The sequence below is a fragment of the Streptomyces sp. NPDC013157 genome (assembly GCF_042899865.1).
Taxonomy (GTDB): Bacteria; Actinomycetota; Actinomycetes; order Streptomycetales; family Streptomycetaceae; genus Streptomyces.
Genome location: NZ_JBIBAK010000004.1, coordinates 543,800 through 557,102, shown reverse-complemented (window position 1 = coordinate 557,102; position 13,303 = coordinate 543,800). Strand labels below are relative to the sequence as shown.

Annotated in this window: 12 protein-coding genes; 9 read left to right on the top strand and 3 right to left on the bottom strand. The window is 71.9% G+C overall.

Features of this window, described 5'->3' with window-relative positions; translation table 11 throughout:
- Positions 1 to 77 precede the first annotated feature (77 nt).
- A complete protein-coding gene (locus tag ACFY6U_RS15805; RefSeq protein WP_390038425.1) occupies positions 78 to 1,313 on the top strand; it encodes an MFS transporter in 1,236 nt (411 codons plus the stop codon).
- Here the strand turns inward: ACFY6U_RS15805 and ACFY6U_RS15800 are convergent.
- Together ACFY6U_RS15800 and ACFY6U_RS15795 are read right to left on the bottom strand one after the other, a co-directional pair.
- Positions 1,256 to 2,413, bottom strand: a complete 1,158-nt coding sequence (locus tag ACFY6U_RS15800; RefSeq protein ID WP_390038673.1) for a hypothetical protein — start codon at positions 2,411 to 2,413, stop codon at positions 1,256 to 1,258. The genes ACFY6U_RS15805 and ACFY6U_RS15800 overlap by 58 nt on opposite strands.
- A gap of 29 nt (positions 2,414 to 2,442) precedes the next feature.
- Positions 2,443 to 3,384, bottom strand: a complete 942-nt coding sequence (locus tag ACFY6U_RS15795; RefSeq protein WP_390038423.1) for a 5-dehydro-4-deoxyglucarate dehydratase — start codon at positions 3,382 to 3,384, stop codon at positions 2,443 to 2,445.
- A 251-nt stretch (positions 3,385 to 3,635) separates the two neighbouring features.
- On the opposite strand from ACFY6U_RS15795, the gene ACFY6U_RS15790 reads away from it, so the two are divergent.
- The 7 genes from ACFY6U_RS15790 to ACFY6U_RS15760 all read left to right on the top strand — a co-directional run bounded on the left by ACFY6U_RS15790 (position 3,636) and on the right by ACFY6U_RS15760 (position 10,971).
- Entirely contained in the window at positions 3,636 to 4,445 is an 810-nt protein-coding gene (locus tag ACFY6U_RS15790; RefSeq protein WP_390038421.1) for an NAD-dependent epimerase/dehydratase family protein, read from the top strand.
- A 296-nt stretch (positions 4,446 to 4,741) separates the two neighbouring features.
- Complete coding sequence (locus ACFY6U_RS15785; RefSeq protein WP_390038419.1) at positions 4,742 to 5,512, top strand: DeoR/GlpR family DNA-binding transcription regulator; 771 nt, start codon at positions 4,742 to 4,744, stop codon at positions 5,510 to 5,512.
- Between the two features lie 75 nt (positions 5,513 to 5,587).
- Positions 5,588 to 6,955 (top strand): ABC transporter substrate-binding protein, encoded by a 1,368-nt coding sequence (locus ACFY6U_RS15780; protein ID WP_390038417.1) that lies wholly within the window; start codon positions 5,588 to 5,590, stop codon positions 6,953 to 6,955.
- Positions 6,952 to 7,887: a carbohydrate ABC transporter permease gene (locus ACFY6U_RS15775; protein ID WP_390038415.1), complete on the top strand. Its 936-nt coding sequence runs from the start codon at positions 6,952 to 6,954 to the stop codon at positions 7,885 to 7,887. Before ACFY6U_RS15780 ends, ACFY6U_RS15775 begins: the two co-directional genes overlap by 4 nt.
- On the top strand, positions 7,884 to 8,729 hold the full coding sequence (locus tag ACFY6U_RS15770; protein WP_390038413.1) for a carbohydrate ABC transporter permease: 846 nt from the start codon (positions 7,884 to 7,886) through the stop codon (positions 8,727 to 8,729). Before ACFY6U_RS15775 ends, ACFY6U_RS15770 begins: the two co-directional genes overlap by 4 nt.
- Positions 8,726 to 9,715, top strand: a complete 990-nt coding sequence (locus ACFY6U_RS15765) for a zinc-dependent alcohol dehydrogenase family protein (protein WP_390038411.1) — start codon at positions 8,726 to 8,728, stop codon at positions 9,713 to 9,715. Before ACFY6U_RS15770 ends, ACFY6U_RS15765 begins: the two co-directional genes overlap by 4 nt.
- 71 nt (positions 9,716 to 9,786) lie before the next feature.
- Positions 9,787 to 10,971, top strand: a complete 1,185-nt coding sequence (locus tag ACFY6U_RS15760) for a TerD family protein (RefSeq protein WP_390038409.1) — start codon at positions 9,787 to 9,789, stop codon at positions 10,969 to 10,971.
- 34 nt (positions 10,972 to 11,005) lie between these two features.
- Here ACFY6U_RS15760 and ACFY6U_RS15755 read toward each other — a convergent pair whose 3' ends face one another.
- The gene (locus ACFY6U_RS15755) at positions 11,006 to 11,572 is read right to left on the bottom strand and encodes a TetR/AcrR family transcriptional regulator (protein ID WP_390038407.1); all 567 of its coding nucleotides are present in this window, start codon (positions 11,570 to 11,572) and stop codon (positions 11,006 to 11,008) included.
- Between the two features lie 159 nt (positions 11,573 to 11,731).
- Here ACFY6U_RS15755 and ACFY6U_RS15750 point away from each other — a divergent pair, with 159 nt between their 5' ends.
- Entirely contained in the window at positions 11,732 to 13,180 is a 1,449-nt protein-coding gene (locus ACFY6U_RS15750; RefSeq protein ID WP_390038405.1) for a DHA2 family efflux MFS transporter permease subunit, read from the top strand.
- Positions 13,181 to 13,303: the final 123 nt, after the last annotated feature.

The following is a 13,303-nucleotide window of genomic DNA, read 5'->3' as shown; positions in this document are numbered from 1 at the left end:
TCCGGCGTCGTTCCGGCGTCCTTCTAAGGCACCTTCCCGATCCCCCCGCCCCCGCCTTAGGCCCACGATGACCAGGCATGACGACCACCACCTCCTGGGCCGTGGCCCGCCTGCTGCGTGATCGCAACGCCGCCCTGTACCTCACCGGGGTCGTGGTGTCCGGCTTCGGCACCTCCGCGCTCTGGCTCGTGTCCGGCGTCTGGGTCAAGGACCTCACCGGCTCCGACGGGCTCGCCGCCCTCTGCACCGCCGCCCTCTGGGCCCCCACCCTGCTCGGCCCCGTCCTCGGCGCCCTCGCCGACCGCGTCCGCCGCAAACCCCTGGTGGTCCGGACGAACCTCGCCCTCGCGCTTCTCCTGCTGCCCCTGTGGACGGTCTCCTCCCCCGCCTCCGTCTGGCTGCTCCTCGCCGTCCTCGTGCTCTACGGCGCGGCGGGCGTAGTCGAGGACGCGGCGAGCTCCGCGCTGGTCGTCGCCGCCGTCGACCCGGCTCTGCTCGGCGACTTCAACGGGCTGCGGATGACCGCCCGCGAGGGCATGAAGCTGGTCGCTCCGCTGACCGGCGCGGCCCTGTACACGGCGTACGGCGGGCCGGGCGTGGCGCTGCTGGACGCCGGCACCTTCGTGCTGGCGGCAGGGCTGTGCGCGCTGCTCCGGGTGCGGGACGAGCGGCCCGGACGGGCGGCGCCCGGCAGCCGGCGCGGGCAGGCGGCCGACGGGGTCCGGCTGCTCTGGGCGCATCCGGCCCTGCGGCCGCTGGTGTGCGCCGGCGGCGCCACGATGTGCCTCGCCTCGCTCGGCAGCAGCATGAACTACGCCGTCGTGGACGCCCTCGGGCACTCCCCCGCCTACACGGGAGTGATGTACGCCGTCCAGGGTGTCGGCTCGGTCGGCGCCGGGCTGGTCGCTGGGCCCGCGCTGCGGCGGCTCGGGGAGCGGCGGTTCGCGGCGTGCGGGATCGCGCTGACGGGGGTGGCGGTGGCCGGGCGGGTGGTGCCATGTGACATGGCACTCCTCGCGTGCAGCCTCGCCGGCGGCCTGGGCCTCCCCTGCGTGCTGATCGCCGCCTACACCGCCGTACAGCGCGAGGTCCCGGCCGCCGCGCTGGGGCGGGCGACCGCGACGGCCGACACGCTGATGTTCACACCGAACGTGGCCGGACTGGCCGCCGGGGCCGCCCTCGTCGAACTCGTGGACCACCGGCTGCTGTTGCCGGTCTTCGGCGGGGCGCTGATCCTCACCGCCGGCTCACTGGCTCAGCGCAGCGCCTCCCGCACCGCCGCCAGGTCGCCGTCGGACGCCAACCCGGCGTGATACAGCCGTAGTTCGGTCGCGCCCAGCGCACGGGCGCGGTCCGCGTCGGCCGCGAGGGTCCCGGGACTGCCGCCCATCCCGGAGACCACCGTGAAGTTGGCGGCCAGGACCGTGTCCGCGCGCGCGTGTCCGGCGAAGGGCGCGAGCAGGGCCGTACCGCCCGCGCAGGGGACCACGACGCCGTCCGCCACGGAGAGGATCCAGGCCGGGTCCACGCCCGCGTTGGCCCCGCAGTGGTACGTCACCGGGTCGGCGTGCAGCAGCACCTGGAAGCCTTCGGAGGCCGCCGCCCGCACCGCGGCGACGGCCGTCTCCTGGAGCGTGCGGGCCTGTCCGTCGCGCCACGCGCGTGTGGCCGCCGCCACCGGCGCGCCGAGCAGCTTCTCCACCGTCGGCCAGCCGGCGTCGTCGCCCGTGCCCCGCCAGAGCGGCTCCAGGGCCTCCCGTACGGCGGCGGCCAGCTCGTCGGCGTCCAGGCCCTGTTCGCCGTACCCGGTCCGGCACGCGGGGCAGAAGCAGAGCGCCATCAGGTACTGGCCGGCGTCCCCGAGGCCGACCCCGGCGGTCTTGTCGTGGGCGTGCAGGTGCTGGAGGCCGTACCAGCCGAGGGACTCCAGTTCGGTGCCGGCCGCGCCCGGGCGTACGGCGGCCTCGGCGGCGAGGTCGGCCAGGTACGCGCGCGTGGCGGGCTGGGCGATGCAGGGGGCCCAGGGGTAGCGGTCGCCGTAGGCGTTGACGACGGAGGTGTCCGGATGCTCGGCGCCCAGGCGGGAGTTGTGGGCGAGGATCACCCAGGTGTGGACTTCGAGGCCGGCGCCGCGCAGGGCGTCGGCCGCCTCGCCGTGGGCGTCGCCGGGGGCCCAGTCGCCGGCCGGGTACGGGCGCAGTTCCCGGCCCGTCCAGCGGTCGTCGGCCGGGTAGTAGACGGCCGCGTGTTCGGCGGTGACGATGCGGTGGCGGGGGTGGCGGGGGGTCAGGGCGCGGGTGGAGTGGTAGGCGGAGGCCAGGGTCACCTGGTCGACGCCGAGTGCGGCGATGCGGTCGGCGGCCGCGGGGTCCCCGTTGACGTCCCAGGGGTACACGAACGCCGACGTCTTCAGCCGCCCTGCCCGGCTCTCTCCGGGATGCGTCACGCGTTCCCCTCCAGCAGTGCGTACCCGCGTTCGATCAGCTGCGCGAGCTGCTTCACATGGTCCTCGGCCGGCTCGTGCAGCGGGGGGCGGACCTCGCCGACGTCCAGGCCGCGCAGCCGTACGCCCGCCTTGACCAGCGAGACGGCGTATCCCCGGCCCTGGGCGCGGAGTTCGACGAACGGGCGGTAGAAGCCGTCCAGCAGGCGCTCGGCCGTCGCCCGGTCCCCCTCGCGCAGCGCGGCGTGGAAGGCGAGGGCGATCTCCGGGACGAAGCAGAAGACGGCGGAGGAGTAGAGGTCGATGCCGATGGCCCGGTAGGCGAGCTGGGTCTGTTCGGCGGTGGGCAGGCCGTTGAAGTAGAGGAAGTCGCCGGGAACCTCGGTGCGGACGGCGCTGACGATGCGCTGCATGAGGTCCAGGTCGCCGAGGCCGTCCTTGAAGCCGATGACGCCCTCGGTGCGGGCGAGTTCGACGACCGTGGGCGGGGTGAACACGGCGTTGTCGCGCTGGTAGACGATCACGGGGAGCTCGGTGGCCGCCGCCACCTCGCGGTAGTGCCGGAGCAGGCCCTCCTGGCCGGCGACCACCAGGTAGGGCGGCATGGCGAGCAGGCCGTCGGCGCCCGCGGCCGCGGCGAGACGCGCGTAGCGTACGGCGAGTGCGGTGCCGTAGCCGGCGCCGGCCACCACCGGTACCCGCCCGCCGGCCGCTTCCACGGCCGCGCCCACGCAGGCCTCGAACTCCTCCGGGAGCAGCGCGTGGAACTCCCCGGTGCCGCAGCAGGCGAAGACGGCGGCGGCGCCCGCCTCGACGCCCCGGCGGACGTGCTCGCGGTAGGCGTCGAGGTCGAGGGAGCCGTCGGGGCCGTAGGCGGTGACGGGGAAGAAGAGCGGCCCGCGCGGGTCACGGAGCCGGGCGGCGAGAGGGGCTGGCGTCACGGGCGCTCCCTGTCGAGGCGGTCGACGCAGATCGTGCTGCTGATGCATGTCTCTGATCGGCGTCCATATTCATGAACGCGACCACGTTACGAGGCCGCCTCAGGGCCGGTCAAGGCGACAAACGACCAACAGTCGAGCAGATTGCCGCACTCCACGGCACACTTGACTCGGCACGCCATATCTCCCTAGCGTGTCCATGAATGTGAATGCCATACACGGACGCGACCGGTGTCGATCCAAGGAGACCGTGGATGCCCACGCCCCGCACGCTACTGCTCACCGGTGCCGCCGGCGGACTCGGCACCCTGATGCGGTCCCTGCTCCCGGAGTACGGCTACGAGCTGCGCCTGTTCGACGTGCGTCCGGTCGAGGGCGAACCGGACGCGATCACCGCCGATCTCGGCGACAGGGACGCGCTGCGGGAGGCCGTACGAGGGGTGGACGCGGTCCTGCACCTCGCGGGGATCTCCCTGGAGGCGCCCTTCGAGAAGATCCTCCGCTCGAACATCGAGGGCACCTACAACCTGTACGAGGCCGCCCGCGAGGCCGGCGTGCCGCGCATCGTCTTCGCCTCCTCCAACCACGCCGTCGGCTTCACCCCGGCACCGACCGCGGGCGACCCGCTGATCCCGGTCGACACCCCGCGCCGCCCGGACACCTTCTACGGCCTGTCCAAGGCGTTCGGCGAGGACCTCGCCCAGCTGTACTGGGACAAGCACGGCCTGGAGACGGTCTCCGTCCGCATCGGCTCCTGCTTCGCGGAACCGGCCGACGTACGGATGCTCTCGGTGTGGATGAGCCCCGCCGACGGCGCCCGCCTCTTCCACGCGGCGCTGACGGCCGAGGAGGTCGGCCACACCGTCGTCTACGGCTCCTCCGCCAACACCCGGCTGTGGTGGGACCTGAGCACCGCGCGGGCGCTCGGCTACGAGCCGCAGGACGACTCCGAGCAGTTCGCCGCGAAGCTGATCGCCGAGCACGGCGAACTGGACCCGGAGAAGCCCGCCCACACCCACCTCGGCGGCCGTTTCGTCGACGACCCGCCCGTCTGGCCGTACTGAGCAGCACGCCGGGCGGCGGAAAACGGTCACCCACGGCGGCGGGCGGGCACCGAACGGGCCCGCCCGCCGCCGTGTTCGGGCATCCGGGCCGCCCGCTCCCACCCCTCCCGCGGCAGCCGCGCAGGTCCGAGGCGGGCACTCCGCCCGGCAAACGGGCACACACGGGCAGTATCGGGCCCGCAACAGGCCTGGTCAGCCCCGCACGCCCGCTGTAGAACTTGCTGCATGGCCCGAACGGGCAGCTCCACGCGGCCCCACGCGGCTCCGTGCGGTTCCACGAGGAAGTGGGTGACGGGATGAGCACGCAGACGGCGGAAGAACGCCAGCGCGAGATCGTGCGGGCCGCGCGTGCCACCGGCTCCGTCGACGTCACCGCGCTCGCCGACGCCCTGGGCGTGGCCAAGGAGACCATCCGGCGCGACCTGCGCGCCCTGGAGGACCACGGCCTGGTGCGCCGTACCCACGGGGGCGCGTATCCCGTCGAGAGCGCCGGCTTCGAGACCACGCTCGCCTTCCGGTCGACCAGCCATGTCCCGGAGAAGCGCCGGATCGCGTCGGCCGCCGCCGAGCTGCTGGGCGACGCCGAGACCGTCTTCGTCGACGAGGGCTTCACCCCCCAGCTCATCGCCGAGTCGCTGCCGACGGACCGGCCGCTGACCGTGGTCACGGCGTCGCTGCCGGTCGCGGGAGCGCTGGCCGAGACCGAGAACATGTCGGTCCTGCTGCTGGGGGGCCGGGTCCGGGCCGGCACGCTGGCGACCGTCGACCACTGGACGACGAAGATGCTCGCCGGTTTCGTTCTCGATCTCGCCTACATCGGTGCCAACGGCATCTCGCGCGAACACGGGCTGACCACCCCGGACCCCGCCGTCAGCGAGGTCAAGGCGCAGGCGGTACGGGCCGCCCGCCGGACGGTCTTCGCGGGCGTGCACACCAAGTTCGGAGCCGTCAGCTTCTGCCGCTTCGCCGAGATCGGCGCCCTGGAGGCGATCGTGACGAGCACCCTGCTCCCCACGGCCGAGGCCCACCGCTACTCCCTGCTGGGCCCGCAGGTCATCCGGGTCTGACCCACCACCGCCCCCTCCGAGGGCTTTCCACACCCACCACTGCCCTATATATCCCGATTCCTCCAGGAGCGATCCATGCGAACCCCGAGCCGACGGAGGCCGCGAGTCACCCTCGCCATGGCCGCCGCAGGGACGCTGCTCGCCCCGCTGCTCTCCGGCTGCTGGGTCGGTGCGGGCGGGTCCGGTTCCGGCGGCGACTCGATCAACGTGCTGATGGTCAACAACCCCCAGATGACGGAACTCCAGAAGCTCGCCCCGCGCTTCACCAAGGAGACCGGCATCAAGGTCAACTTCACCGTCCTGCCCGAGAACGACGTCCGCGACAAGATCAGCCAGGACTTCGCCAACCAGGCCGGCCAGTACGACGTGGCCACCCTGTCCAACTACGAGATACCCATCTACGCCCGCAACGGCTGGCTGCACGAGATGGACTCGTACGTCGCGAAGGACCCGGGCTTCGACCAGCAGGACATCCTGCAGCCGATGCGCGAGTCCCTGACCGCCGACGACGGCAAGCTCTACGGGGAGCCCTTCTACGGCGAGTCGTCGTTCCTGATGTACCGCAAGGACGTGTTCGCGGCGAAAGGCCTGACGATGCCCGCCCACCCCACCTGGCAGCAGGTCGCCGACCTCGCCGCCAAGGCGGACGGCGCGCAGTCCGGCATGCGCGGCATCTGCCTGCGCGGCCTGCCCGGCTGGGGCGAGATGATGGCACCGCTGACCACGGTCGTGAACACCTTCGGGGGCACCTGGTTCGACAAGGGCTGGAAGGCCCGGCTGACCGGGTCGGGCTTCGAGAAGGCGACGAAGTTCTATGTCGACCTGGTCCGCGCACACGGCGAGTCCGGCGCCCCGCAGTCAGGCTTCGCCGAGTGCCTCAACAACATGACCCAGGGCAAGGTCGCCATGTGGTACGACGCCACCAGCGCGGCCGGCCTCCTGGAGGCGAACGGCTCCCCGGTCAAGGGCAAGCTCGGCTACGCTCCGGCGCCTGTCGAGCAGACCGAGTCCGCCGGCTGGCTCTACACCTGGGCCTGGGGCATCCAGAAGGCCTCCCGCAACCCGGACAAGGCCTGGAAGTTCGTCTCCTGGGCGTCGAGCAAGCAGTACGAGCAGCTGGTCGGCGAGACCAGCGGCTGGTCCAACGTCCCGGCGGGCAAGCGGGCGTCGACGTACACGAACCCCGACTACGTGAAGTCGGCCGCCGCCTTCCAGGAGATGACCAAGGAGGCCATCGAGGGCGCCCGCCCGAACGACCCCGGCGTTCAGCCGCGGCCCGCGCCCGGCATCCAGTTCGTCGACATCCCCGAGTTCACCGATCTCGGCACCAAGGTCTCCCAGGAGATCAGTTCGGCCATCGCCGGACGGCAGTCCGTCGACTCGGCCCTCGAGAAGTCCCAGCAGCTCGCCGAGAAGATCTCCAAGGAGTACGAGGGACGATGACCGCGACGACAGCCCCCTACGCAGCGACACCCGTGCGCGCCTCGCGGCCGCCCTCCGCCCGCCTGCGCGCCTGGGCCACCCGGGCCCCCCTGCTGCCCGCCCTGGTGTTCATGATCGTCGTGACCCAGCTGCCCTTCGTGGCCACGGTGGTCATCTCCTTCTTCGACTGGAACGCCCTCTACCCGAAGGCCCGTCACTTCGCCGGCGTCGACAACTACCGCCAGGTCCTGACCGACGCCGACCTGCGTCACTCGGTCTGGACGACCGTGCTGCTCACGGTGACCGTGGTCCTGGTCAGCCTGGTCCTCGGCCTCGCGCTGGCGCTGCTCCTGAACAACAGGTTCCGCGGCCGGGGCGTCGTCCGCACCCTGCTGATCGCCCCGTTCCTGGTGGTCCCGGTGGCCGCCGCCCTGCTCTGGAAGCACGTCCTCTACAACCCCGAGTACGGCCTGCTCAACGGCCTGTTGCACTACGTCGGCGGGCCGCAGCCCGACTGGATCTCGGGCACCCCGCTGCTGGCCGTGGAGGCCGCCCTGGTGTGGCAGTGGACGCCGTTCATGATGCTGATCCTGCTCGCCGGGCTGCAGAGCCGGGACCCCGAGCAGATCGAGGCCGCCCGCGTGGACGGCGCGAACGAATGGCAGATCTTCCGCCATCTGACGCTCCCGCACCTGCGCCGCTACCTCGAACTCGGCGCCCTGCTCGGCTGCATCTACATCGTCCAGAACTTCGACGCCGTCTTCACGATCGCCTCCGGCGGCCTGGGCACCGCCAACCTCCCCTACACCGTGTACCAGAGCTTCTACCAGGCCCACGAGAACGGCCTCGCCTCGGCCGCCGGCGTCCTGGTGGTCATCGGCTCGATCATCATCGCGACCTTCGCCCTGCGCGTGGTGTCGTCCCTGTTCCGCGAGGAGGTGTCCCGCGCATGAGCACCATCGCCCCACGTATCCGGCAGCACCGGGGCCTCGGCATCGGCCTGGTGGCCTGGCTGGTCGGCATCGTCTTCTTCTTCCCCATCGCCTGGATGGCGCTGACGTCCTTCCACTCCGAGGCGGACGCGGCGACCAACCCGCCCTCCTTCGGCGCCGCCCTCACCCTGGACGGCTACCGCGAGTTCTTCGGCGCGGGCGGCGGCGCGAGCCCCTGGCCGGCGCTGGTCAACTCGGCGGTCGCCTCGATCGTCTCCACCCTCTTCGTCCTCGTCCTGGCCTTCCCGGCGGCGTACGCGCTGTCGATCCGGCGGGTGAAGAAGTGGACGGACGTCCTGTTCTTCTTCCTGTCCACGAAGATGCTGCCGGTCGTCGCCGGCCTGCTGCCGATCTACCTGTTCGCGAAGAACACCGGGATGCTGGACAACATCTGGTTCCTGGTCATCCTCTACACCTCCATGAACCTGCCGATCGCGGTGTGGATGATGCAGTCCTTCCTCGCCGAGGTCCCGGTCGCGGTGATCGAGGCGGCGCAGATCGACGGCGCCCGTCTGCCGACGATCCTCGCGCGCGTGGTCGCCCCGATCGCCCTGCCCGGCATCGCCGCGACCTCCCTGATCTGCTTCATCTTCAGCTGGAACGAACTTCTCTTCGCCCGGGTCCTGACGGGCGTCGTCGCCGAGACCGCCCCCGTCTTCCTGACCGGCTTCATCACCAGCCAGGGCCTGTTCCTGGCGAAGGTGTGCGCCGCGTCGCTCGTCGTCTCCCTGCCGGTGCTCGCCGCGGGGTTCACCGCCCAGGACAAGCTGGTCCAGGGCCTGTCGTTGGGAGCCGTGAAATGAAGGCCGCCGTCATCGAGTCCGTGGGCCGTGCCGTCGTCACCGAGGTCCCCGACCCGGCACCCGGCCCCCGCGAGGTCGTGGTGGAAGTCGCCGCGTGCGGGCTGTGCGGGACCGATCTGCACATCCTCCAGGGCGAGTTCGCGCCCAAGCTGCCGATCGTGCCGGGCCACGAGTTCGCCGGCGAGGTGGTCGGCGTCGGCTCCCAGGTGACCGAGGTGGCGATCGGCGACCGGGTCGCGGTCGACCCGTCCCTGTACTGCTACGAGTGCCGCTACTGCCGGGACGGCCACAACAACCTCTGCGAGCGGTGGGCCGCGATCGGCGTGACGGTACCCGGCGGCGCCGCGCAGTACGCCGTCGCCCCCGTCGCCAACTGCGTCAAGCTCCCCGAGCACGTCCGCACCCAGGACGCGGCCCTGGTAGAACCACTGTCGTGCGCGGTGCGCGGCTACGACGTCCTGAAGTCGAGGCTGGGCGCGCAGGTGCTCATCTACGGCTCGGGGACCATGGGCCTGATGATGCTGGAGCTGGCCAAGCGGACCGGCGCGGCAAGTGTCGACGTGGTCGACCTGAACCCGGCCCGCCTGGAGACCGCCCGGCGGCTGGGCGTCTCGGCGACCGCCGCGAACGCGGACGAACTGGACCGGCCGCGGGGCTGGGAGGTGGTGATCGACGCGACCGGGAACGCGGCGGCGATCCAGGACGGCCTGGGCCGGGTCGCCAAGGCCGGCACGTTCCTCCAGTTCGGCGTCGCCGACTACGCGACCCGGGTGACGATCGACCCGTACCGCATCTACAACCAGGAGATCACCATCACCGGCTCCATGGCCGTCCTGCACAGCTACGAGCGCGCGGCGGAGCTGTTCGCGAACGGGGTCCTGGATCCGGAGGTCTTCATCAGCGACCGGCTGCCACTCGACAGCTACCCGCAGGCGCTGGAGCAGTTCGCGTCGGGCGTGGGGCGGAAGATTGTGGTGGTGCCGTAGAAGAGTTGTGGTGCCGTGGAAGTTTAAGGGAACGGTAAAGCCAGGTCGTTCGTTCACCCGGCATGACAGCTATGACCCCTGGCTCGAACATCCCTCTTGCGGTCTCCCGGGTGGCGGTGGACGTCGCCGCCCCCGTGCGGCTCGACGTGTCGGGCCTGCTGCTCACAGGCGACGGCAAGGTGCGCTCCGACGACGACTTCATCTTCTACAACCAGCCGGCGGGCGCGGGCGTGACCTACCACTCGGGCGGTGGCACGGCACCCGACGCGATCATCGTCGACACCGCGTCGGTCCCGCCGGGCATCGAGAAGATCGTGGTCACGGCCAGTCCGGACGCGGCGGGCCAGACCTTCCAGGGCATCGAGCCGACGGCGACGATCCGCGACGCGGACGGCGGCTCGGTGCTGGCCACCTTCACGCCTCCGCAGCTCGGCACGGAGACGGCCCTGGTGGTCGTGGAGATCTACCTGCGGAACGGCGCGTGGAAGGCCCGCGCGGTCGGCCAGGGGTACGCCAACGGGCTGGCCGGCATCGCCACCGACTTCGGCGTGACGGTGGAGGAACCGGCCCCGGCCGCCCCCCAGCCGACGGCGCCCCAGCCGACGGCGCCCACGGTGGTGGCCCCGCCCGCCGCTCCCCCGGTCCCGGCCGCTCCGCCCGCCCCCGCCCCGGGCACCGGGAAGATCAACCTCGACAAGGGCCGGGTCAGCCTCCAGAAGAACCAGACCGTGTCCCTGGTCAAGGGCGGCCGCCCGCTGCTCTCCCAGGTCATGATGGGGCTGGGCTGGGAGCCGGCGTTCCGGGGCAAGGACATCGACCTGGACGCGTCGGTCATCGCGTACGGCCCGCAGCGCGACCATGTCGACAGCTGCTACTTCGGCAAGCTGTCCATCCTGGGCGGCGCGATCAAGCACTCGGGCGACAACCTCACCGGTGAGGGAGGCGGCGACGACGAGGTGATCGCGGTGGACCTCGGCCGGATCCCCCCGGAGGTCACCGGCCTGGTCTTCACCGTCAACTCCTTCTCCGGCCAGAAGTTCACGGAGGTCGCCAAGGCCTACTGCCGTCTGCTGGACGCCGCGACCGGCGAGGAGCTGGTCCGCTTCGACCTCACCAACGCCGAGGCGCAGACGGGCGTGATGATGGCGAAGCTGGTCCGGCAGTTCTCCGGCGAGTGGGACATGACCGCGATGGGCTCGTTCGTGAAGGCGCGGACGGTACGGAACATGGTGAAGCCGGGGGCGGAGGCGCTCTGACCCGAGTCCGGCGACGGGTGTGCGGCTGTGGGCGCTATGGCCGCAACCCCTCCGTGAGCAGTGACAGATAGCGCCGGATCTCCTTGCCCTGCCCGTTGGCCAGTTCCGAGGCCGTGGCCAGCCCGTGCGCGAGGCGCAGGAGTTCGATCGGCTCGATGTCCGGGCGCAGGGTGCCCTCTTCCTTCGCCGCGTCCACCAGGCGGGTCGCCGCGCCGCGGACCGTGACGCCGCAGGCCGTGACCGTGGCGGAGCTGCCGTCCGTGACGGCCGAGCCCAGCAGCGTCTTCAGGCCGCGCACCTGGATGGTGGCCAGGCACAGTTCGTTCAGCCACTCGGTCAGTGCCGCGCTCGGCGCAAGCTCCGCGGCGAACTCGTCGGCCTTCGCGGCCAGCCCCTCCAGCCGGTCCACGAACGCGGCCTCCAGCAGCGCCTGCCGGGTCGGGAAGTGCCGGTAGAGCGTGCCGGAGCCGACGCCCGCCCGTTTGGCGATGTCGTCCAGCGACGCGTTCTCCCCATGCTCGGCGAAGGCCTCGACGGCGACCTTCAGCAGCCGCTCGTAGTTGCGGCGGGCATCCGCGCGCATGGGCCTGACCTGCGTCATCCAGTTACTCCTTGCGAACCGGGGACTCTCTCCGTATCTTATCGAACACTAAGCGGAGACAGTCCCCGCTTATCGCGTGTGCTCGACGTGCTCCGGGCAGTCCGCCTGCCCGTACCTGCCCATGCCCCGTGCCGGGGACGCACAGACCGGGAGAACCTCATGTCCGCCCCGTCCAGCCCGTCCGCCCCGTCCACCGCAGCCGACGCCCCGCCGGACTCCGCGCACCCCGCCAGGCTCGGCACCGCCCTCCTCGTCATCGTCACCGCCTACATGATGGTCGGCGTCGACTCCACCGTCGTCAACGTCGCGCTGCCCGACATCCAGCGGGGCCTGGGGTTCAGCCGCACCGGCCTGTCCTGGGTGCTCAACGCCTACACCCTCGCCTTCGGCGGCCTGTTGCTGCTCGGCGGGCGCGTCGGCGACATCGTCGGCCGCCGTCGTACGCTCGGCGCCGGAGCGCTGCTGTTCGCGCTCTCCTCGCTGCTCGGCGGGGTCGCCGCGGAGGGCGGCTGGCTGCTCACGGCACGGGCGCTGCAGGGCGTGGGCGCCGCGCTGATCGCGCCCAGCACCCTGGCCCTGATCACCACCAACTTCCCCCCGGGCCCGCGCCGTCATCACGCCCTGAGCGTCTACTCCTCCGTGGCCGGCATCGGCGGCTCCGTCGGCCTGGTCCTGGGCGGCATGCTCACCTCGTGGGCCTCCTGGCGCTGGGCCCTGCTCATCAACGTGCCCATCGGCATCGCCCTGTTCGCGGCCCTGCCCCGGTTCGTCGCCGAGACCCCGCGGCACGCCGGCCGCTTCGACCTCGCGGGCGCGGTGACCGGTACGGCCGGGATGACCTCCCTGGTGTACGCGTTCATCCGGGTCTCCGAGGACGGCTGGACCGACATCAGGGCCCTGCTCGGCTTCAGCTGCGCCGCTGCGCTGCTGTCGGGCTTCGCCCTGATCGAGTCCCGGACCGGCCAGCCGATCATGCCGCTGCGGCTGTTCGCCGACCGGGACCGGGCGGGTGGCTACCTCACCCTCATGCTGCTGCCCGCGGGCATGTTCGGCGCCTTCTACTTCCTCACCCTCATCTGCCAGCAGGTCCTGGAGTACAGCCCGTTGCGCGCCGGGCTCGCGTTCCTGCCCATGACCCTGGCCATGTTCACGATGGTGCGCCTGCTGCCGAAGCTGCTGGCCCGCTTCGGGACCAAGCCGGTGCTGCTGACCGGCATCGCCCTGCTCGTCGCCGCCGGCGGCTGGCTGTGGCGGCTGCGGCCCGGCGACGGCTACGCCACCGGGCTGCTCGGTCCGCTGCTGCTGCTCGGCGTGGGCGTCGGCCTGAGCTTCATGCCGCTCAACGCGACGATCCTCGCCCGTATCGGGCCGCGGGAGGCGGGTGCCGCGTCCGGTCTGCTGCAGACCTTGCAGTGGCTGGGCGGCACCCTCGGACTCGCGGTCCTGGTCACGGTGTACGGCACGGCGACCCGGCACGCCACCGGCACTCCGGCCGACATCCTCACCCACGGCGCGTCCCGCGCCTTCGGCATCGGATCGCTGGTCGCGGTGGCCGCGTGGCTGGTGGCGGGGTTCGTGATCACGAGCCCGCGGCGGCGACACGCATAGACCTGCATCTTCGTCACCGCGTGGTCAGGTCGCGCCCGGGTGATCCCTCTCAGCCTGGGCGAGCCGAGCCGACGCAGGGGCCCGCATTCCGCTGCTCGGACGCCCAGAGCCGCCACCCGCTCG